At 46.4% G+C, this 21,623-nt stretch carries 12 protein-coding genes; 8 read left to right on the top strand and 4 right to left on the bottom strand.

Features of this window, described 5'->3' with window-relative positions; genetic code table 11:
- The 5 genes from K339_RS0130490 to K339_RS0130470 form a co-directional block, all read left to right on the top strand.
- Positions 1–1,353: Ig-like domain-containing protein (locus tag K339_RS0130490; protein ID WP_028526975.1), on the top strand; the 1,353-nt coding region annotated here is incomplete at its 5' end.
- 405 nt (positions 1,354–1,758) lie between these two features.
- The gene (locus tag K339_RS0130485; RefSeq protein ID WP_028526974.1) at positions 1,759–8,715 is read left to right on the top strand and encodes an SdrD B-like domain-containing protein; all 6,957 of its coding nucleotides are present in this window, start codon (positions 1,759–1,761) and stop codon (positions 8,713–8,715) included.
- 97 nt (positions 8,716–8,812) lie between these two features.
- Positions 8,813–9,430 (top strand): phosphoribosylanthranilate isomerase, encoded by a 618-nt coding sequence (gene trpF, locus K339_RS0130480; protein ID WP_028526973.1) that lies wholly within the window; start codon positions 8,813–8,815, stop codon positions 9,428–9,430.
- Between the two features lie 75 nt (positions 9,431–9,505).
- Positions 9,506–10,084, top strand: a complete 579-nt coding sequence (locus tag K339_RS0130475) for a cupin domain-containing protein (RefSeq protein ID WP_028526972.1) — start codon at positions 9,506–9,508, stop codon at positions 10,082–10,084.
- Positions 10,085–10,099: 15 nt separating this feature from the next.
- Positions 10,100–10,930, top strand: a complete 831-nt coding sequence (locus K339_RS0130470) for an AraC family transcriptional regulator (protein WP_028526971.1) — start codon at positions 10,100–10,102, stop codon at positions 10,928–10,930.
- A 59-nt stretch (positions 10,931–10,989) separates the two neighbouring features.
- On the opposite strand, the gene K339_RS0130465 is transcribed toward K339_RS0130470, so the two are convergent.
- The 4 genes from K339_RS0130465 to K339_RS0130450 form a co-directional block, all read right to left on the bottom strand.
- The gene (locus K339_RS0130465) at positions 10,990–11,622 is read right to left on the bottom strand and encodes a nitroreductase family protein (protein ID WP_028526970.1); all 633 of its coding nucleotides are present in this window, start codon (positions 11,620–11,622) and stop codon (positions 10,990–10,992) included.
- A 193-nt stretch (positions 11,623–11,815) separates the two neighbouring features.
- Entirely contained in the window at positions 11,816–12,367 is a 552-nt protein-coding gene (locus K339_RS0130460; protein ID WP_028526969.1) for a hypothetical protein, read from the bottom strand.
- Positions 12,368–12,518: 151 nt separating this feature from the next.
- Entirely contained in the window at positions 12,519–14,129 is a 1,611-nt protein-coding gene (locus K339_RS0130455; protein WP_028526968.1) for a SusD/RagB family nutrient-binding outer membrane lipoprotein, read from the bottom strand.
- Between the two features lie 19 nt (positions 14,130–14,148).
- On the bottom strand, positions 14,149–17,439 hold the full coding sequence (locus tag K339_RS0130450; RefSeq protein WP_028526967.1) for a SusC/RagA family TonB-linked outer membrane protein: 3,291 nt from the start codon (positions 17,437–17,439) through the stop codon (positions 14,149–14,151).
- A gap of 600 nt (positions 17,440–18,039) precedes the next feature.
- Between K339_RS0130450 and K339_RS35395 the strand changes: the two genes are divergently transcribed.
- From K339_RS35395 to K339_RS0130425, 3 genes are all read left to right on the top strand, one after another.
- Entirely contained in the window at positions 18,040–19,578 is a 1,539-nt protein-coding gene (locus tag K339_RS35395; protein WP_037302326.1) for a trehalose synthase, read from the top strand.
- 127 nt (positions 19,579–19,705) lie between these two features.
- Positions 19,706–20,281, top strand: coding sequence for a D-sedoheptulose-7-phosphate isomerase (locus K339_RS0130430; RefSeq protein WP_028526966.1), 576 nt, complete (start codon positions 19,706–19,708; stop codon positions 20,279–20,281).
- Between the two features lie 43 nt (positions 20,282–20,324).
- Positions 20,325–21,596 carry an AAA family ATPase gene (locus K339_RS0130425; protein ID WP_028526965.1) on the top strand — a complete coding sequence of 424 codons (1,272 nt, stop codon included), beginning with the start codon at positions 20,325–20,327 and terminating at the stop codon, positions 21,594–21,596.
- Positions 21,597–21,623: the final 27 nt, after the last annotated feature.

Genomic DNA, 21,623 nt, shown 5'->3' with positions numbered 1-21,623 from the left:
TTGCCAGCGGGTTGTGTGATTAGCAGTCAACAAAACTTGGGTGGCGATGATACAAAAGATTCAGATTTCAATCCAACGACAGGTTTGAGCCAAGTCGTGACTATCAATGCCTTGGGAACGGGTATTGCGAAAGATAACTTGACGGTGGATGCAGGTTTGATTGTGCCTTGTGTGAAATCAAGCGTGATTGTGACTGAGGCACCATTGTGTTCGCAGGACGTTCAAACTTACAGCATTAAGTTTACAGTAAACAACAAATTGGGCATAGTGAAAGTAAACAAAGGAACATTGACGGGCAACAATCCATACACCGTAACAGGCATTCCATCGGGAGCGAGTGTGATAATTACGGACAGCTTGAGTGCGATTTGTAAGTCAGATACGACGATTGTTGGGCCTAATTGTAACTGTAATCCGCCAGTACCTGTGTTGTTGGCACCAAGTATGACGGCTTGTATCGGTGATACCTTCCCGACGTTGAAAGCAGCCGTAGTAGGTTTGGCGACAGTTGAGTGGTTTAGTCAACAAACGGGCGGAACGTTGCTATCAACGGGCTTGAATTATAAGCCAACTGGCACCGTAACGGGTAGCACAGTGTTCTACGCACAAGCACGCAGCACTGACCCAAGTTGTCCGACAGCCATCAGCACAAGCCGAGTTCCTGCCAATATCAACGCACAGAATTGTGTTGACACCATTGATTTGGCTTTGAAGAAATCAATTAGCGCCAAAATAGCGCGGGTAGGTGATGTGTTGACCTACACGGTAAAAGTGTGGAACCAATGGAGCAAAAACGCAACGGGTGTAGAAGTAACGGATTCAATAGCAACGACGGCACAGTTTGTGAGCGGTAGCTTTGCGCCAAGCCGAGGCAGTGCGACCATTAGCGGTAATGTCATAAAATGGAACATTGGAAACATCAATGCCAATGGCGACACCGTGACGTTAAGCTACCAAGTGCGCGCCACGCAAGCGGGTATCCATTTGAACACGGCCGAAATCAGCAAGACCAACGAAAAAGACCGAGACAGTACGCCAGGTAATGGCAAAGGCGGCGAAGATGACATCGATCAGCAATGCTTCACGGTGCCGTTTGAGTTGTGTGCGGGTCAGAAGTTAGAAGTAGGTGTTCCTGCCAATTTAACAAATGTCCAATGGTTCAGAAACGGTGGCACGACGGTAGTAGCAACGGGCAATGTGGTGTTATTCAGTGAAGATGGCGTTTACACCTTCACGGCCACCAACCAGACTTGCCCATCCAACGGCTGTTGTCCAGTCATCATCGAGCCAGGTACCAATTGTTGTCCAGCCGAGGTGTGTGTACCATTTACGGTAAGGAAAATCAAGAAGTAAATAGAGGATAGTTAAATCAACTTTAAAAAGGCTGCCTTTCGGGCAGCCTTTTTTGTTGTGGGGTGAAAGGTAGGTTGTTACTTTACTTAAAAATCAATATGTTATTTAATGGGATATTAGTATATATACCAAATTTAATTGTCGAATTTGTTATGTATAAAGTTTTTTTATTCCTATCCGCATTTGGTTCAATTGTTGTACGGTCAATTTTGGAAATAAATTGATAAAATACTACTACGATGGTATCTATTTTTTGACCGAATGTACTTTTATATTAGGTTTTAATTTGTAAAATATCCAATGGTATGAAATTTGAAGTTGTAGGATGCAATGTTTTACAAAACAGGTGTAAAAAAATGAGTGTAATGTACCTGTAAGTAAGTATCTTAAAAAATATTCCTACAAATGAAAAGAAAATATCCCTATTTGTTTGTTCAAAAAATTGAGAAAATGTGGGTTTTTATGCTCGTTTGTGTTGTGTTCTTAAGCAGCCAAACGTTTGCCCAAACCCTCTCAATTGAAGCCTCCTCCAACAAATCGGACATCCTGACAGGAGAGACGTTTACCTACACGCTCAAATATAGTTGCGCGGCAGGTACGGGCGATTGCCCCAACGTAACCATGACGGCGACCATTCCTTCGTCGATTTCATTTCCCAACCAAGTCATAGGATTAACAACGGATATCGACAGCTACACTTTTTCGGCAGATCGACGAACGGCAACCTTTACCTTTAAAAACCCGCTGAAAGCTGGGAATACAGGTATCATCGAATTGTTGGGTCAAGGTGATTTCGGAAAAATAGATGGTACGACGGGTACGATGACGGCGAGCATTGTTTCGGGCTCGGGAACCCCCGCTACCGCAACTGTCACCACAACTTTGCATTCAACCAATAAGTTTTGCCCAGCGAAATCCAATGGACGAGGCTTGGCAATTGATAATTCTACTTTTTACGATATTTACCTCCAATTTCCAGGTAATTATGGCGCCACTGGGATTGGGACAACCAGTGTAAGCTCAGTGGTGATGGTTGATAACCTGCCAGCCAATGCCGTTATCAATGGCGTCACAGCCACGGCTCTTGACGGCTTTCCAACGCCTTCGGTTCCATCGGGTACTTGCGTTGTTGATAATACACCTGGAGCACCAAAAGTAACTTGTACTTTTCCTGCTTCGACCTTCCAAATCGGCAGTGCATACGCCCCGAGGGTGGTTGTTAAAATAGACGTTACGTATCCAAGTGGTAGTTTTAGCGCGGGGGATAACGTTACAAATAATGTCACAGTGGCTTACACACCCGATGGAGGTTCGCCCATTACGGCTACCAACGGCAGTAGCGTTACCTATCAAGGAGGGGCTACCTACGCCACCCAAACTACTGAAAATTGTACTTCTACGCTTACTGTAACGGATAAGCTGGTGGCACCAGAGGCCAAGTTGGCAATCGGAAAAGGTACTTCTTCTACAAAAATCCGACCTGGCGATGTTGTATTGTTTGAGTTTTCAGCAAGCAATACGGGTAATGTACCATTAAATAACGTAGTACTTGAAGATATTTTACCCGCAGATTTAAGAGGAGTTTCGGTGAATCAAGTTTCTAAAGTAAACATGACAGGTACTGAAACCATTACGTATTGGGTGAAAACAAACGCCCAAACCACCTATTTTCAAGTTTTGATGACGGACTATACTTATGCGCCTCCTTCGGGTGAATACATAACGCATTTTAAAACCGAGATTAGTTCTTTGCCTGCGGGGGCGTTGGTGCAGTATGGGGGAATCAGAGTAACCCTTGCACCAGGTAGTACCGCAACGTCGGTCACCAACTGTCTGACTGCCGTAAGTTCGACGCCAGGAGTAACCATTACGCCTGCGTCGGCTTGTCAAACCATTCCTGTGGCTCCTTTGGATAATTACAGCTCGCTGGTGGTTCATAAATGGATGACAAGTAATCCATCAAGCCAGTACGCTGTTTTCTACGGTGCTTCTCAGAACATTGGCACGACGGTGTGGTCAATGATTCAAGCGGTGAATTTATCGGGAGGCCAACCCCTCCAAAACCCTGTGGTAATGGATTTACTTCCAGTAGGGTTGAGTTATGATGGGGCGATTCAGTACGTCCCCACGAGTTGTAATTTTCCTCCTGCCGACAACACTGAAATTATTCCCAATTATAACGGTACGGGTAGAACTTTGGTGCGCTTGTCTTGGAACACCCCTATGCCTTCGGGTTGCGATGTATGGTTTAGCATAAAAACAAAAATTAATACCCTTGGCACGGGCGGAAACCTTTCGTCAAATGAAGCTGCTTGGGCACCCAAAGACGCCTACAGCCAACCTGTGGGGATTAAAAACCCTGCCTTTTTTACAGGAAGTAGTGCCGCTAAATGTTTCAAAGAAAATATCTATGAAACCATGGATCGTTACGAAACCGTCGATAAGTTTGATTTAGACGGGGACGGCTCTAAAGCAGACACTATCTGTTTTACAGCGGGTTATATTGGTCTTACTTCGGTTGCCCAGTTGGAGTCGGTGAAGTGGGTAAAAGGCCAGTGTGATACGGTTTACAGCAAACACCCCGATTTTGGACAAACCATGCCTGGTGGGATTGCCAATTATAAATTGATTGTTCGTAACAACGGAAACGTGCCTGCGTCGAGCATTGAAGTGCTTGATATGTTACCTTACATTGGTGATATTGGCGTAAAAGACCTCACCGCCCGTTTGACCCAATGGCGGCCTAATTTGGTCACGCCATTGATTACGCCAACGGGGGTAACGGTATATTATACGACCGTTCAGAATCCGTGTCGGACGGATTACGTTGCGAGTGGGCCTTCAGGATGCAATCCGCCCAATTGGACGACCGTTTTGCCCGCCGACCCAACCACGGTTCAGGGGCTAAAATTTGATTTTGGAACAAAAGTCTTAAATCCTGGTGACGAAGTTGAACTTACTTGGGACATGCGCGCGCCAGTAAATGCGCCTACCAACGGCGAAATTGCGTGGAACTCGTTTGCTTTCAAAGCAAAACGGAACGACAACAATGACCCGTTCTTGCCTGCTGAACCCAACAAAGTAGGGATTAAATTAAAGCCATTGGTACCAGGAGTATATGGAAACCGAGTGTGGATTGATGCCAACAAAAACGGTATTCAAGATACGGGCGAAGTGGGAGTAGATGGGGTACGAGTGGAATTGCACCAAGATAACGGCGACGGAATCGCTGACCCTAAAAATGACCCACTTATTGGCTATACCGCAACAGGAAATGGGGGTTTGTATTTGTTCCCTAACTTGGCGCCAGGCAATTATTTTGCGGTGTTTTTTGTGCCAGCAGGGTATAGCACTACCACTCCCAACGTCGTAACTCCAGGAGATAGCCTTGATTCGGACGGCGTACCGACGCTTTGTAATGGCCAACGTGTGACGGTGGTTGACATTACAACTATTGATGCTGCGGAAGTTGATTTACGGTGGGATCAAGGTATCTATTTGGACAAAGCAGCCTTGGGGAATTATGTTTGGTTTGACCAAAATTTGAACAACGTACAAGACGAATCAACGACTAACGGTGTAAACGGTGTAATCGTTTGTTTGTACAAAGACAACGGTAACGGAATCGCCGAACCCGATGCGGCCGACGGGGCACCTGTAGCCAGAGATACCACTTCCAATGACATTTATGGTCGTCCTGGGTATTATTTGTTTGAAAACCTTGACCCTGGAAAGTACTTCGTGAAATTTAAGTTGGCAACGGGGCAAACTTTTACCACCAATACAGGAACAGTCAATGGCGCAAGCGATGAGACGGATTCTGATCCCACTTCAACAGGCGTAACCGAAGTAACTGAACTAACGGCTGGAGAAGTGGACTTGACTTGGGACGCGGGGATTATCATTCCAACGGGGCCGTATAATTTGGGTAACTTAGTTTGGAACGATGCCAATAACAATGGAAAAGTGGACGGAACCGAAACAGGTATTAATGGCGTAACCGTTATCTTGTTTGAAGACCGAAACAATAACAGCAAACCTGACCCCGACGAATACGTAACAACAACCATTACGGGCACCGTGGGCGGATTGCCAGGCATTTATACGTTTACCAATTTGCCAGCGGGTAATTACATCGTTCAAGTACCCGATGGTAACTTCAATGGGCCGTTGAAAGACTTCGTTAGTAGTACAGGAAATGACCCTGCGCCAGACCCCGACGATGACGTCGAAAACGATGACAACGGTACTGCGGTTGTAGGTTGTGGAATTATTAGTAAACCTATTACGCTTGGGAGCAATGCAGAGCCGTTGGACAATGGAAAAACCAATTATAGCGTTGACTTTGGATTCTATAAATGCACAAAACCAAATTATACCGTAACCGTCACTCAACCTACATGTGCGGGAGGAAAAGGCAGTATTGTGTTGGGGACAGGTACTATTGGAGATAAAGTCACTTACACGACGGGAGATGCTTCGACCTTGGCGACTTATGCAAATGCAACTTTGATTAGCAGCTTGACGGGAGGAGTAATCGTTGGAAATATCAACAATCCACCCATGGACGTGACGTATTTGGTAAGAATCTATAACGGTGAAGATGGTTGTTTCAAAGACTTTACGTTCACCATTAAACCATTAAGTTGTTGCACCAAACCAGTGGCTTTGGCTACGCCAAAAGCACAAACGATATGTGCAGGTGGTACGGTGTCAGCCTACACAGCTACGCCAAGTACAGGTGTAGAATACAAATGGTATGGGCCATTGGCCGACACGACGAGCAGTTTGGGCACAGCAATGAGCGGCGCGACAAGTGCGACCTTCACGCCGAGTGGCGCAGCGTTAACCACGGCAGGTACGAAGTACTACGCAGTGGTAGTAAATACAACGGGTGATTTGACTTGTGCTGATACGGCTTATGTACAATTGGTAGTGAATGCCAAGCCAACAATTGCTGATGGCAGTGCTACAATTTGTGCAGGCGAGTCAGTAGATTTAACCTCAAAAATTACGAATTATGCAACGTATTTAAGTCCAGTGTGGACAGTAGGTACAGCGGGCGGTACAGCCGTAGCAACGCCAAGTTCAGTAAAACCAACGGGTACAACGACCTACGTATTGGTGGCTCAAAATGCGGCAGTCTGTAAAGACACGGCGAACGTAGTGGTAACAGTTAATCCAAAACCAAGCGCAGGCAAAGACACGACTTTAGCCTGTGTAAATGCTGCGACAAATACTTTGGCGACGAGCTACACCTTAGTACCAAGCCCAGCGGGCGGAACGTGGTCACAACTGGGTACGACTCCAGCTACGGCGACGATTACGGGTAATAACGTGACAGGAATGAGCGTATCAGGCACGTACCAGTTTATTTATACAACTGCCGCAGGTTGTAAAGACACGATTGCAGTAACAGTCGCTCCTTGCGCAGGTTGTGTGAAACCGAATGCAGGTGCTGATGCGGCAAGTGTATGTCAACCAACGAGTACGGCGAAGTTGACGGCAGTGACGACAGGTGGCACATGGGCACCAATCGTTAGCCCAGCGAACCCAAGCGCGGCGACGATAGATGCTAGTGGCAATATCAATGGCTTGAATGCAGCAGGTACATACAAGTTTGTGTATTCGGTGACAAGTGGCGGTCAAACGTGTACTGACACGGCACAAGTAATTGTACTTGCCAAGCCAACAATTGCTGATGGCAGTGCTACAATTTGCGCAGGCGAAACCGTTGATTTGACTTCGAAGATTACAAACTACAACACATACTTGAGTCCAGTATGGACGGTAGGTACAGCGGGCGGTACGGCCGTAGCAACGCCAACTTCGGTGAAGCCAACGGGTACAACGACCTACGTATTGGTAGCTCAAAACGCGGCAGGCTGTAAAGACACAGCGAACGTGGTAGTAACTGTGAATCCTAAGCCAAGTGCAGGTAAGGATACGACGTTGGTATGTTCAAACGGCAATGTTCCATCAAGTGTTCAATTGTCAGCTACGCCGACGGGCGGAACTTGGTCAGCATTGGCAGGCAATCCAACGGGAACAACGGTGAGTAGTTCAGGATTGGTGAGCATCACCAACGCCACTGCGCAAGGTAAATCATTTGATTTTGTTTATTCGGTGAATGGTTGCCAAGATACGGTGAAAGTGATTATTCCGACTTGTCCTCCTCCTTGTATCAAATCAACGATTAGTTCAGCTGCCCCAGTATGTTCAAACGATGCCCAAACTTACAGCTTCACCTTCACGGTGGCCAACAAATTGGGTATTGTGAAAGTGAATAAAGGCACTTTGAGCGGAAGTAACCCTTACACGGTATCAGGTATTCCGTCGGGTCAGAATGTGATTATTACTGATAGTCTGAGTGCGATTTGTAAGTCAGACACGATTATCGCGGGCGTGAATTGTAACTGTAACCCAGCGATGCCACAGTTGTTGACGCCAAGTTTGACGGCTTGTATCGGGGATACTTTCCCGACGTTGAAGGCGACGGTAGTGGGACTAGCAACTGTAGAATGGTTTAGCCAACAAACGGGCGGAACAGTACTAGCAACGGGCTTGAGTTTCAAACCAAGTGGCACGGTATCAGTGAATACGATTTTTTACGCTCAAGCGCGCAGTACTGATCCAACGTGTCCGACGGCGGTGAGCACAAGCCGCGTACCAGCGACGATTAATGCGCAGACTTGTATTGATACGATTGACTTAGCGTTGAAAAAGTTGATTGACAAGAAGATAGCGCGGGTAGGTGATGTGTTGACTTACACGATTAAAGTGTGGAATGAATGGACCAAGAACGCGACGGGTGTGGAAGTGGTTGACAGTATAGCCACGACGGTGCAGTTTGTGAGCGGAAGCTTTTTACCAAGCCGAGGCAGTGCGACTATCAGTGGCAATGTGATTAAGTGGACGATAGGCAACATTGCCGCCAACGGTGACACGGTGACGTTGCGTTACCAAGTTCGGGCGACGCAGGCAGGCATTCATTTGAACACGGCTGAAATCAGCAAGACCAACGAGAAAGACCGAGACAGCACACCAGGCAACGGCAAAGGCGGTGAAGACGATATCGACCAGCAGTGTTTCACGGTGCCTTACGGTTTGTGTGCGGGTCAGAAGTTGGAAGTGAGTGTACCTGCAGGTTTGACGAATGTACAGTGGTTCAAGAACGGTGGTTCGACGGCGGTAGCGACGGGGAATGTGGTGTTATTCTCAGAAGTGGGCGTTTATACGTTCACTGCGACGAACCAGACGTGTCCAGCCAACGGCTGTTGCCCAGTGATCATCGAAGCGGGTACCAACTGCTGCCCAGTTGACTTGTGTATTCCTTACACAGTGAAAAAAGTAAGGAAGTAAAAGGAGTGGATTTTTACACAAAACACCCCATCGAAGCAATTTGATGGGGTGTTTTGGCTTATTTGCTGTATATTCGCCCATCATTTTTGGACTGAATATGCTAAAGACAATTGTTAAAATAAGTGATGTAACCAACCTCTCCGATGCCCGTTATTGTGCAGGAATGGGGGTGGAAATGTTGGGTTTTTCGGTGGATGAAACCTCGGAGAGTTTTGTTGACCTCAAAAAATTTCAGGAAATACGCTCGTGGATTGCGGGGGTGCAAATTGTGGCTGAAACCACTTCGACCGACGCGGAAGTTATTTTAGAAAAGATAACGAGCTATCAACCCGATGCCGTTCAGGTTAGTGAAGCAAGCGTATTGCCGTGGCTTAAAGCCGAGACAATTAAACCCATTATTTTACGGGTAGAAGCCGACCAAGACGTGGATACGGTGGTTGAAATTATGGAAAATAATTTGCAGTATGCGTCTTACTTTTTGTTAGAATCTTCTTCTGAAAGTGCGTTGGACGGCGATTGGCCTGAGTTTTTGGGTACGATTGCTAGTCGTTTCCCCATTCTAATTGGGTTTGGAATTACGCCCGAAAATGCTTCTTCCTTGTCCGAAACTACGGCGATAACGGGCGTAGCTTTGCGAGGAAGCGAAGAAATTCGTCCAGGGTTTAAAGATTTTGGAGAATTGATGGACGTGCTGGAGGCATTAGAGGACGAATAACCTTAGGTTGTCCGTTTTTTACACTACTTTGTCAGCGGCGTCATTCTAGTTTTGTGTCAACAAACCACTACTAGAATGACGCCTGTTTTTTCTCGCCGATTTACGCTGCGCTCTTTGTTTGTCGCAGGTTTATTTCCAAGATTTAGTGCTGCATCCGACACGCCAACCCAGGCTATTTTGGTTCGGAAAGACGAAGGTGAACGCCTAAAAATAGGGGGTTCTACCCTTGACTTTAAACTAAAGAAAAATCAAACGGGAGGCCAATTAGCTTTTGCCGAAGAAGTCATTTCGGTAGGTACGTTGGGAGCTCCGCCCCATCTTCACCGCACATTCGACGAAGTGTGTTATGTCTTGGAGGGTACGGTACAGGTATGGGTTGAGGGAGAAGTAGTTACGCTCAATTCGGGGGATGTTCATTTGAGGCCCAAAGGAAAAATGCACACGTTTTGGAATGCAGGTAAAACGCCCGCCAAATGCCTTGAAATCAGTATGCCAGGGGGACACGAAGACTACTTGCGTGAAATGAGCCAGTTATTGGCGAAAGGAACGCGTCCTAAGCCTGAAGATTTTGCGGCTCTAGAACAAAAACATGACATTGTTTATTTTTGGGATAAACTCCCCGAAATTATCCAAAAGTATAAGGTACATTTGTAATAACTCCCTTCTCCCATGTTTCTACGCGTTTACACACCTTGTCTTGCTTTACGCCCCTTTGTGCGTGAGTACACGGTAATGCACGTACAGGTTGAAGGAGCCAGCGGAAGTATTTTTAAGCCTTTTCCTGCAAGTCCCGACCAGTGTCTTTATTTCTATGCCCGCGACCCTGTAATTAGTAGGAGAGGGGAGCATGAGGCTATTCTAAACAAAGCTGCTAGTATTGTGGTGGGGCCGCAGGCAACGAGGGTTAATTTAGAAATTTATCCCAATCATTTGACGGTGGCGGTGGTGTTTCGGCCAGGTGGGTTGCACGCACTTTTGGGGCAACTTCCAATGACGGAGCTGTTTGACTATTCGATAGACAGTTCGCTTATTTGGCCAACTGAAATTCGAGAGCTTAATGAACAGTTGGCGCTTACGACGAATTATGATTTGATGGCTGCGTTGGTAGAAGCATTTTTGGTTCGTCAATTTGCGCGCCAAGAAATCTCACAACAGCCATTTGATAAGACGCTTCGATGGATGGCTCAGTCGTCGCAAGAGCATTCGGTGGAACAGCTCGCCGATATGGCCTGTTTGAGTGTTCGTCAGTTTCGTCGGAAGTTTTATGAAGCCATGGGGCTAAGTCCCAAAACATTTGCTCGAATTGTTCGATTTAGTAAGGCGTTTCGATTAAAAGAAAAAAATCCCAAACTAGACTGGCTAGATGTAGTCGCCATCACAGGCTACCACGATTTTAGGCATTTGGTGCGCGATTTTAAGGATTTTGCCGATGCAACCCCAACGTTGTTGTCGGAAGAAGAAAGCCGTCACCAATTGAAAATCTATACAACGTTTGATTAAAATAAAAATACCACCCTGAACGAATCTTCAGTGGTGGCATTCTACTTGTGAATGGGCTGTTAATTTAGGTGGGTATATAATAGCTCCTTAGGAGTTCTTACTTTCTTCAGTTTAGCCAACCAGTCGTTGTCTTCATCGCGGTAACCCAATGCTACGATGGCTGTACTTTTTAATCCTTTTTCGGCCAATCCCAACAATTCATCCAATGCTGCGGCATTGTAGCCTTCCATCGGAGTGGCATCCACTTCTTGGTCAGCGGCAGCTACGAGGCTAATGCCAAGGGCGATGGCAGATTGTTTGGCCGTGTGGGCAAAGTTTTGCTCAGGCGTATTGGCGAGCACCATGCCCAACAAACGCTTACGGTACTCGTCAGTAGCGCTGTCAGGAAGGCCTCTTTCGGCGTTAGAACGCTTAAAAACGGCATTGATACGCTCCTCGGTATAGTTGTCCCACGCAGTAAAAATCAACAAATGTGAAGCATCCGTGATTTGAGATTGACCAAATGCGATGGGCTTAATTTTCTCTTTTAATTCTTCATTCGTTACGACAAGAATCTCGTATGGCTGCAAACCTGATGACGACGGCGACAAACGGATGGCTTCTAAGATATAGTCAATTTTCTCTTGGGGCACTTGTTTGCCCGACATTTTTTTGGTGGCATAACGCCACTGTAAGCTTTCGATTAAATCCATGATTTTATATGTTAATACATTTAATGTCTGTACGTAATATACATTTGTAAGAGAAAAATTGTTCCAAAGCGCACATTAAAAACGCATTAAACGGATTTTTGTAGAAGTAATCTATTGATTAACAGTAGTTTTTGGGGTAAAAAAAACGGACAATAGTTTCCTATTGCCCGTTTGAAATCGACTGGGAGGTAGTTTATTGTAAAATCACGTCGAGAAGGGGCGTAAAATTAGTACCCAAGGCATTGGCATTAATTCCTGGCCCCGAATTTTGCCACGAAAATACCCGACCATCTTTCATGGTTGCCACAAAGCGAACTCGAAGGCGGTCGTTGGCGCGTAAATTAGCAGCGGTTACGCCCGTTTTTGAAAGCAGTTCCGACACCGAAAGTTGTTCTTTACCATTGAGGCTCGTCAGGGTTTTGACCATCACGCCGTGCGGTGCCGCCGTAGAAGCCGTTGGCGTTACCACCGTGCCGCGTACGTGACTTACGTAGGCATCCACTTTTGAAATCTCGTCGGCGTTGGCGCTTTGGGTCGTAAATGCCATGTTGGCCGAGGCTACATTGGCAAGCGAAACATTAATGATATTGATGTTGGCAGCCGTTACAGCCGCAGGAAGCGGATCGGGCCAAGCCACAAAACTAGCCCCGTGCGCTATATCAGGAAACGGACTTTTGGTCTCACAGCCAGCCAGTGCCAGCATGAAAAAACCAAGGAGGGAAAGAAAATATGTCGTCTTTTTCATAAAAATGTTCTGTTTGTTTTTAGTAGTCCATCGTCGATGGTCTATAGTCCATAGTTTACGGTTGGTGTTTGAAAGTCCACAGTCGATGGTCCATAGTATAGGTTTTTGAAATTAAATCTATTGACTGTGGACTATCGACCATCGACTAAAATCACTTCTGCCAAAAGACTTTTGCGGTGGCAATGACGCGTTGCGCAGGAGCATTTGGGTTCAATTGGAGCTCGCCAGGAACGGGATAAGGCATCGACTGTGGGTAACCACGGTTAAGGTTGGTAAAGGCAATGTTGTCCGTGTTGGGGTCATAAATTTTGGGAAAACCTGTACGGCGAATGTCGTTGTAGGATTCTAACCCAAAGCCAAAGTTGGCAATCCATTTTTCGGTCATAATCAATTCCAGTTTACCATTGTCGTCGGCAGCATCGTATTTGGCCAAAACAGCATCCACGTACTCTTTGATGGTCGCCGCCGAGAGAGCAGGAGCACCTCCGCGCGAAGCGGCGGCATTGACTTCAGTAAAGGCAGCGTTCATGGCATCCGTAAAAAACTGCTTGGCGTTTCCTGTACCAGTGTTTGTTTGAGCTAATTCAGCACGGGTAAACAAGTAAGAATGATACGGCAAAATGCGCTGAGGGCCATCGCCACGGGCCGAAGCACCACTTACGCCCGCTGCTGATACACCGTTACCGTCGTCGTAGCGACCGCCACAGTAATATAACCCAACGATGGTGTTTGACGAAGATTGGTCAAATCCTTGGTTAGGCCCCTGCGACGAAAAGTAAATCGACACAAAGTTTCCGTTACGATATTCAACGGGGTTTTGGGCCGTGGGGCGCGCCGCCGAAAGTTGGTTAAAATAATAGTAAGGAATGCGCGGGTCACGAATGCCGTCCAATACGGTATTGAGGGTGCTAGTTCCAAGCAAAATTTCGTGAAAATACGGACTGATGTAATTGTCGCGGCCCGAAGTGGTGATGTTGTAATCTTCACGGAAAATCGGGTTACGGTTGTCGGGGGCACTTGAAGTACCGTAGCTGAGTGAAAAACTTCCCGCCGACGTCATCAAATCTCCTTCTGCAATCAAGGCATTCACCTGCGTACTTACATTTTGTACCAAACGGATTTGATTATACAGTTTGAGTTTCAGGGTTTTGGCAAATTGCCGCCAGCGCGTTAGGTTTCCTCCATAAATCAAATCGTCGGTTTTAGGGCTGAGTGCCGATGATTTGGCGAGGTTGGCAATCCCTTCGTCAATCATCGCAAAAAGCTGAGGATAAACGTCTTGTCCTTTGTCAAATTTAGGAAAAGGAACTTTGGCCGAAGTACTGGCCTCGGTAAAAGGAATTTCACCCCATACATCCACCATGTAGCTGAACGCCATTGCTTTTGTAATTTGGGCAACGCCCGTATAGGCAAATTGCTGGCTTGCATTGGCTTGTTCAATGAGCACATTTAGGTTTTGTACGGCACGGTACATGTTGGCCCACGCTTGGGTCACGGGGAAGTCTTGCCCCGTGATGGCGTACTGGTCGTTGTTGCTGCGTTGGGTTACTTGGTGTACAAAAACCCCCGCAGGATTGGCCAAGCCAGTTGGCCCAGCCCCGAGTGAGTTGACGATGTCGAGTTGGGCATTGGTGAGGAGCTGACTCGAATTGACCGACGAGGGGTTATTAGGGTCATTGTTGATGTCGAGGTTACACGCATTGAGTAGCAATAGGGAGGCAATGAGCGTAATATGGGTGACACTTTTTAAGATTCTATTCATGGTATTTTTAGTTTTGTTGTTAGAAAGTAACACTTAGGTTGACCCCATAACGGCGAACAGAAGGAGCGGCAAATAAGTCGATTCCTTGGGTATTGCTGTTTCCGAAGGTGTTTACTTCAGGGTCGAAGTTGGAGTGTTTAGGGAAGTTAGGCGCAAAAAACCAAAGGTTACGACCGCTCAAAGTGATGTTGGCCGAACCAAAAGGTGTTTTTGCCAACAAACCTTTCGGCAACGAATAACCTAAAGTAATCTCGCGCAAACGAACGACTGTGGCGTCCCAAACCGAAAATTCGTTAGGAGCGTTTACGGCCAACGAGCCACCCGCCGATTGGAACCAAAGGTTGTTTTCCATTACTTGAATATTGTTAGGAATGGGTTTGCCATCGCCGTCTAACAATGGTTTGAGGGTATTTGCATCGCCCAGTACCCCCGCTACTACTTTTGGTATTTCACGGTTTTCGGTGTCTTGCGTTACCCCACGTCCTAACAAGAACTGGTTGGTCCACGAATACAAATCACCGCCGTGACGATAGTCAATCACTCCGCTAAGGGTAAAGCCTTTGAAACGGAAAGTGTTGCTAACGGCCAAGGTAAATTTAGGGTTAGGGTTGCCAATGATTTTTTGTTTGGTATCAGGAATGGTCAAACCTGTGTTGGGATTAATAAGGGCGTTACCGTTTTCGTCCCGAGCAACTGCCGTACCACGCAATACCCCAAACCATTCGCCAGGACGCACCACAGGAATGGGCTGATTGGTGTAAATATTACGTAATGTTACTTCTTCCACTCCCTCGGCTAGAGTCTCGACGATGTTGCGGTTTTGGGTATAAGCGGTGAAAATATCCCACTTAAATCCATTGGCGAGTTGAATAGGCACCAACGTAAGTCCTGCCTCAATTCCTGAGTTACGGATCGAACCAAAGTTGGTCACGAATGAGGTATATCCCGACGATTGAGGCAACGAACGGCGGGCGATGATGTCGGTACTCAAACGGTTATAATACGTCAAGTCCAACGAAGCGCGTCCACCAAAGAACTCTAGGTTGGTTCCTACTTCTACTTCTTTGGTAAACTCAGGTTTTAAGTTCGGGTCGAAAGCCGAAGCCGCTACCGAAGCACCCGATTGGCCATTGAATGGATAGTCGTTGTAACGAGTTGAGCCTACTAAGCCAGAGCTTTCACCCAAGTTGATACGGAAGGTATTAAGTACTTGGTAAGGATCGGCATCGCGTCCAACTTTGGCATAACTTACCCGAAGTTTGGCGTTGCTCAATACGTTCGACTTGATACCCAGTGCTTCGGTCAAAATAAACGAAGCACTTCCTGAATAATAGAAATAACTGCGGTTGTTGGCGGGTAATGTCGAAGACTTGTCATTGCGCCCCGTGAGAGTAAGGTAAAGGTAGTTTTTATAACCCAACGTTAAATCCGCAAAAGTCGCGTACAAACGACGCTTGCTCATGCCCGTGTTTCCTGTGTTGGGAGTGACGGTGCTTACGTTGGTAATCAGGTCAATACCCCGCGTGACAATCCCAAGGCCATTGACGCTCGTTTGGTCAAACTTACGTTCGTTGTAGTTGGCACCTATTACCGCACGAAGATCAATGTCGGGCGTCAAATCGTGTTTGAAATTCAAGAGCAAATTGTGGTCTTGTTCGCCAAAAGAAATGGCATCAAACTGCATACTTCCAATGCCTTGCGCACCCGAAAGCGATCCTGCCGAAATCCGCTGAAAGCGGTTGTCGTTGTACGTATTATATCCGCCTTTGTAGCTGATATTCATCCAGTTGGTGATGTCATACAAAAGACTTCCATTCATAGAAATGCGGTTGACCTTGCTGGTATAAATACTGTTGTTGATTGACCAAAAAGGGTTGTCGGCTTGCCCAAATGGGAAAAAGAACACACCGTTTCCAAACGGATCTTCGTAAGGAAGCTTGTCGAGGGGCCAGTTACGGGGTTGTTGAAACATCCGCGCGAGTGGTGAAGTCCCATCACCCCCAAACAGTGGGCTATCCTGAACGGTATTGGTGTAGGCTAAGTTAGCACCTACGACGATGCCATTTTCAAGGGTGGTATTTCCGCCAATGCTGATGTTGGTACGTTCAAAGGCCGAGCCAGGGAAAAAGCTTTTTTGGTCGGTGCGCGAAATCACCGAAGTAATGCTCGCTTTTGGTCCTCCGCCCGTGATGCTGATGGAGTTTTCATAGACATTGCCCGTGCGAAAGAAATTCTTGACGTTGTCGGGGTAGGCTTGGTAGGCTACGTTGCCGTTGGGGCGAAGGCCGTATTGTGCTGCAATCGCGGGGTAGTTGGCCGCGTAAGTGTTGTAACCCACCCAGATAGGAATGGAGTCAACGGGAGCAGTGGTATTGGTCCAACCACCTGCGGCGTTGTAAATTCGTCCTAATCCAAAAGCGGGTCCCCATGTTCCGTTGGCATTGGCATACACCTGCTGAGAGCCTGAGCCGTATTTGTTTTGGAAGTCGGGATAGCTGGCGATTTTTTCGGCCGAAAACGAAGAATTGTACGTAATCTCAAGTCCTTTTTTGGATAATTTGTTGGTGCCCGACTTGGTGGTGATGACAATCACCCCATTGGCGGCGCGCGTTCCGTACAAAGCGGCGGCGGCGGCACCTTTTAGCACCGTCATTGAGGCAATGTTGTTGGGGTCAAGGTCGGCGATACGACTTGAGAACGAGGCCCCGTTGTCGCGGAAGTTGCCACTTTCGTTGAGGTCGTTGTTGTAAGGAATCCCATCGACGACGAAAAGGGGTTGGTTAGAACCAAAAAACGAATTAGCGCCGCGAATGGTAATGCGCGACGAACTACCCGCTGTTCCGCCCGAACTGTTAATATTAACCCCAGGGATTTTGCCCTGCATGGCTTTTATAACGTCGGGCTCTGATTTCTGAACCAGCTTGTCGGCCGAAAGGCGTTCGACCGAATACCCCAAGGTTTTGTTGCTACGTTCAATCCCCACGGCGGTTACGACCACTTCGCCGAGTTGTTTGACATCGTCCGAAAGCGATACATTGATGGTTGTTTGGCTCCCTACCACTACTTCTTTGTTGGCATAACCAATAAAGCTAAAAACGAGGGTAGCGCCGTTAGGGACTTGAATTTGGTAGGCTCCTTCGGCGTTGGTCGAGCTACCTGTATTGGAACCTTTTAGAAGGACATTGACCCCAGGCAGTGGACTGCCGTCTGCACTAGCAGTAACTTTTCCCGTTACGGTGCGGTTTTGGGCGTGGACGAACCCGACACTCAGCAGCATACCAAGCATCAGAAACAATAGATTTTTTTTCATAGATGAACTGGATATTTTGGTTTTTACATCTGTTGTAGCAACTCGAAACAATTGCCACAACAAAGTTCCCCAATTCATGTATGCCAGAAATCACCCGTTTTTAGTGGTTTATTTTGCCCAATGTTATCCTAATGTGAAGTTTGTTTATGGGGGAAATGAGCATTTTTCTGCGTATTTTTTCAGAAAATGGCTTTCTTTTCCGTAGCCTCTTTCCCCAAAAAACCGTATTTCATTTGGATACCTCCCTCATTTTTAGCTACCCCCATAGTTAGCTACCCCAAAAAAACTTAAATAAAGCCTAACAATCCTTTTAACGGCGCTTTGAAGGGTAATTGCTAGTTTTGCTCCATGAAAACGCCGAAAAAATGGCGCATATCGGGTGATTTGGGCAATTGGTTTTTTGCAGAACTTTGACCCGAGATTTCAAAATAGATATTCATTTTAAAATTCTCATACGATTTAGTTTAGGTTAAGAACGATAGCCGTAGGACCCTGTCCTACGGCTATTTATATATTGGTAGTTTCTACTTTACTCCCTTCTACTTGTATATTTACCTTTTGAAACAGCATACCACTGTTTTTCAAAACACTTAACCGAAGATGATACATTTGACTACTACTCAAATCGAACACCTCGAAACTCAGGTGTTTCCTACTTATTTTAATATTTGTCGTTGGTTTGCAGGAAAAGCTCGCCCTCAAAAGGGATTTCAAATTCTTCATATTTTACCCGTAGGAGATGCCGTAATCTTGATAGTGGAGGCGACGTACCACGACGGAGCCCCCGAGCTATACCAGTTACCCTTTGCGGAAGTGGAGTTAGAGATTGAAGTCCCCGCCAAAGGATTGATTGAAAAAACAGCTACTTCACAATGGATTGATGCAATTTACGACGCGGGTTTTAGGCATCAATTATATACGTCTATATATGGTCAACTTGCGCTTTCGACCGACGATGGGCAGTTGCAAGCGACCAAAGGAAGAGGACTTGCAGAGGCAGACGTGCCAGAGGTGATTGACAGTCGCGTGTTGCCTGTTGATTCAAGTAACTCAGCGATGCTGTTCGGTGGGAAATACTTTATGAAATTGTACCGCAAACTCTTCGACCAAACCAACCCTGAGGTGGAAATGGTCAGTTTTTTGACCCAACACTCTGATTTTAGCAACATTCCTGCCTATGCGGGAAGTATAACGTGGCAACGAGCAGGGCAGCCCGACGTAACGCTGGGGATGATGCAACAAGCCATTCGGGCCGAAAAAGACAACTGGGCGCTGACGGGCGATTTTCTCAATGATTTTATGTACGGCGTCCCGTCGGGGATGTTTGGCATCAACGAAAGTGTGTTTGAGCAAGTCGGTTTGTTGGGTAAACGCACGGGCGAAATGCACCTTGGCTTGTTTGCTCCTGAAGCAGATGACGCTTTTGCTCCCGAACATTTTGACGATTTTTACCGAAAATTCTTACTAACTCGCCTCACCGACCTGCTCGACCGTCGATATACGTTGCTGATTGAAAACTACGATAAACTCGATGTGCCAACGCAACGTTTGGCGTGGATTTTTATGGAAGCGCGGGAGCTGATTGATGATTTTGCCAACGAAATGCTAACGCGCCCGCTGGATTCGTTGCGGATTCGGATTCACGGTGATTACCATTTGGGACAAGTACTGACCGACAAGGGAGATTTTATTGTCATAGATTTTGAAGGTGAACCCGAAGCCACCATTGCCGAACGCAAAATCAAGCACAGTCCGCTCAAAGACGTGGCGGGCATGATTCGGAGCTATCACTATGCCGTAAGTGCCAAGCTGTTTGAAAGTGCAGAAACCAAGGGGATTTCGTCCGAAAAGCTTCAAATCGTTTCCGATCGTTGGTACAAACTCATGCGCGATACCTACATGGATGCGTATTTGGAAGCCTTTGGGTGGCCGCATCCGTTGTTTAAAAGTCAAAACGAAATCAACTTCCTTTTGCTGTTTTTCTTGCTCGAAAAAGCCGTTTATGAACTCGGATACGAAATCAGCTACCGTCCATCGTGGGTGAACATTCCGTTGCGCGGGATTGTCGAAGTCATCCGTGAAATCGAGAAGTTAAAAGAGCCTACGGTAAGGATTAGCCGATTGGGGATGCAATCCTAGGGTAAGTTTTGTATTTTTGTCGCGTTCATTGATGGCCCATTCTTCGCGGTAGGGGTGTATAGTGGTTAGTCTAAAAATCATTGTATCACCTTTGAACCGAGTTTTTCGGGCACAACCATTTACTTTAATGTCTAAAATTCAATCCATCGTACAGGCTTCCATTGATACCAAAAATCGTGTTTTAGCCGATGAAACGTTACTCAATACCGTAGCAGAAGTAGCTGCCGCGATGACCGAAGCCTTCAAAGCGGGTAAAAAAGTGCTTTTTTGCGGAAACGGCGGAAGCGCCGCCGATGCCCAACACCTAGCGGCCGAATTTAGCGGCCGTTTTTATTACGATCGTCCACCGTTGTATTCGGAGGCATTGCACGTCAATTCGTCCTACGTGACGGCCGTCGGAAACGACTACAGCTACGACGTGATTTATTCGCGGATGATTGAAGCGATGGGCAAAGAAGGCGATGTTTTGGTCGGAATTTCTACCTCTGGCAACTCGCCCAACGTCGTAAAAGCCCTCGAAGCAGCCAATAAACTAGGCATGGTTACCGTCGGTATGACGGGCGAAACGGGCGGAAAAATGAAAGAAGTAAGTAAGTTTTTGATTAATATTCCTTCCAAAGATACCCCTCGGATTCAGGAATGCCATATCTTACTAGGACATATCTTGTGCCAATTGGTGGAGGAGAATGTGTTTCCTAAGTAAGAAGAGAACGGCAGGACGACAAACAAAAAATTAGCGATAAAGTATGTATATCAAGCAGGTTCATATCCAAAATATTCGCTCAATTGAATCCTTTGAGATGGTCTTTGAGCAGCCTGCGGGTTGGCATGTAATTATTGGCGATAACGGGGCTGGAAAGTCGAGTGTAGTAAGAGCGATTGCGTTGGCGTTAGTTGGTCCTAAAGAAGTGCTAGGTCTCCGAGCAGACTGGCGAGAATGGCTGAATCGAAATGCGACAGAAGGAGAAATTGCGCTCTCGCTCGAATCAGGGATGGAAGATAAACATACAGGCCGCCAAGGTAAACTCAAAAATGAGCGAATTCCGAATGTCTTACAGCTAAAACGGATCAACGGTATGGTCGAATTGCGAGAAGCAAAAGACCTAAAGCCTGATCCTTTTAAGTATAATTGGGGGCATGGTAATGGTTGGTTTTCGGTAGCTTATGGCCCCTTTCGTCGATTTGCGGGAGGAAATCCTGAATGGGCTAAAGTGTTTTACTCGCAACCAAAGCTTGGGGCACATTTATCAGTCTTTGGAGAAGATGTTGCCCTGACCGAAGCTTTAGAATGGCTAGTAAAGCTTAATTATCAAGTATTAGAGCAAAAAGAAGAAGGTGACATTATAGATGATATAAAGAAGCTGGTAAATTCTCCCAATTTTTTGCCTCATAGTGCTATTATTGACAGCATTAGCTCAGAAGGAGTTATTTTCAAAGATGGTTACGGTACTACTGTTCACGTCAATCAAATGAGTGATGGATACCGTTCTATTTTAAGTTTAACTTTTGAGCTAATTCGGCAGCTGATTCGCATTTATGGGGCAAACACCGTTTTTCGAACTATTCGAAAAGGTAACATGGTCATAGATTTGCCTGGTGTAGTTTTAATCGATGAGGTGGACGCCCATTTACATCCTACTTGGCAAACTAAAATTGGACAGTGGTTTACCCAGTATTTCCCTAATATTCAATTTATCGTCACGACGCATAGCCCACTCATTTGTAGGACTGCCGAAAACGGTACTATTTGGCGTTTAGCCGCGCCAAATAGTACTGTCCCGTCGGGGTTGGTAGATGGTATTCACCGTGAACGACTTATTTTTGGTAATGTACTAGATGCTTACAGTACCGAAGTTTTTGGAAAATCGGTAACTATCTCAACCGAAGCAAACGATAAGAGAACCCGCCTTGGTGAGCTCAATATCAAATCATTATTGGGTACGTTGTCAAAAAATGAAGAGGGCGAATTAACGGAACTGAAAAAGATTTTTCCTACCGAAAAAACGCTAGAAGGATGATTGAGCTGCCCAAAAATATCACTCCTT

Origin of the sequence: Runella limosa DSM 17973 (genome assembly GCF_000482465.1) — a bacterium.
In the GTDB taxonomy this organism is placed as follows: Bacteria; Bacteroidota; Bacteroidia; order Cytophagales; family Spirosomataceae; genus Runella; species Runella limosa.
The sequence above is the reverse complement of the archived record's forward strand: the minus strand, read 5'-3'. Positions and strand labels throughout refer to the sequence as shown.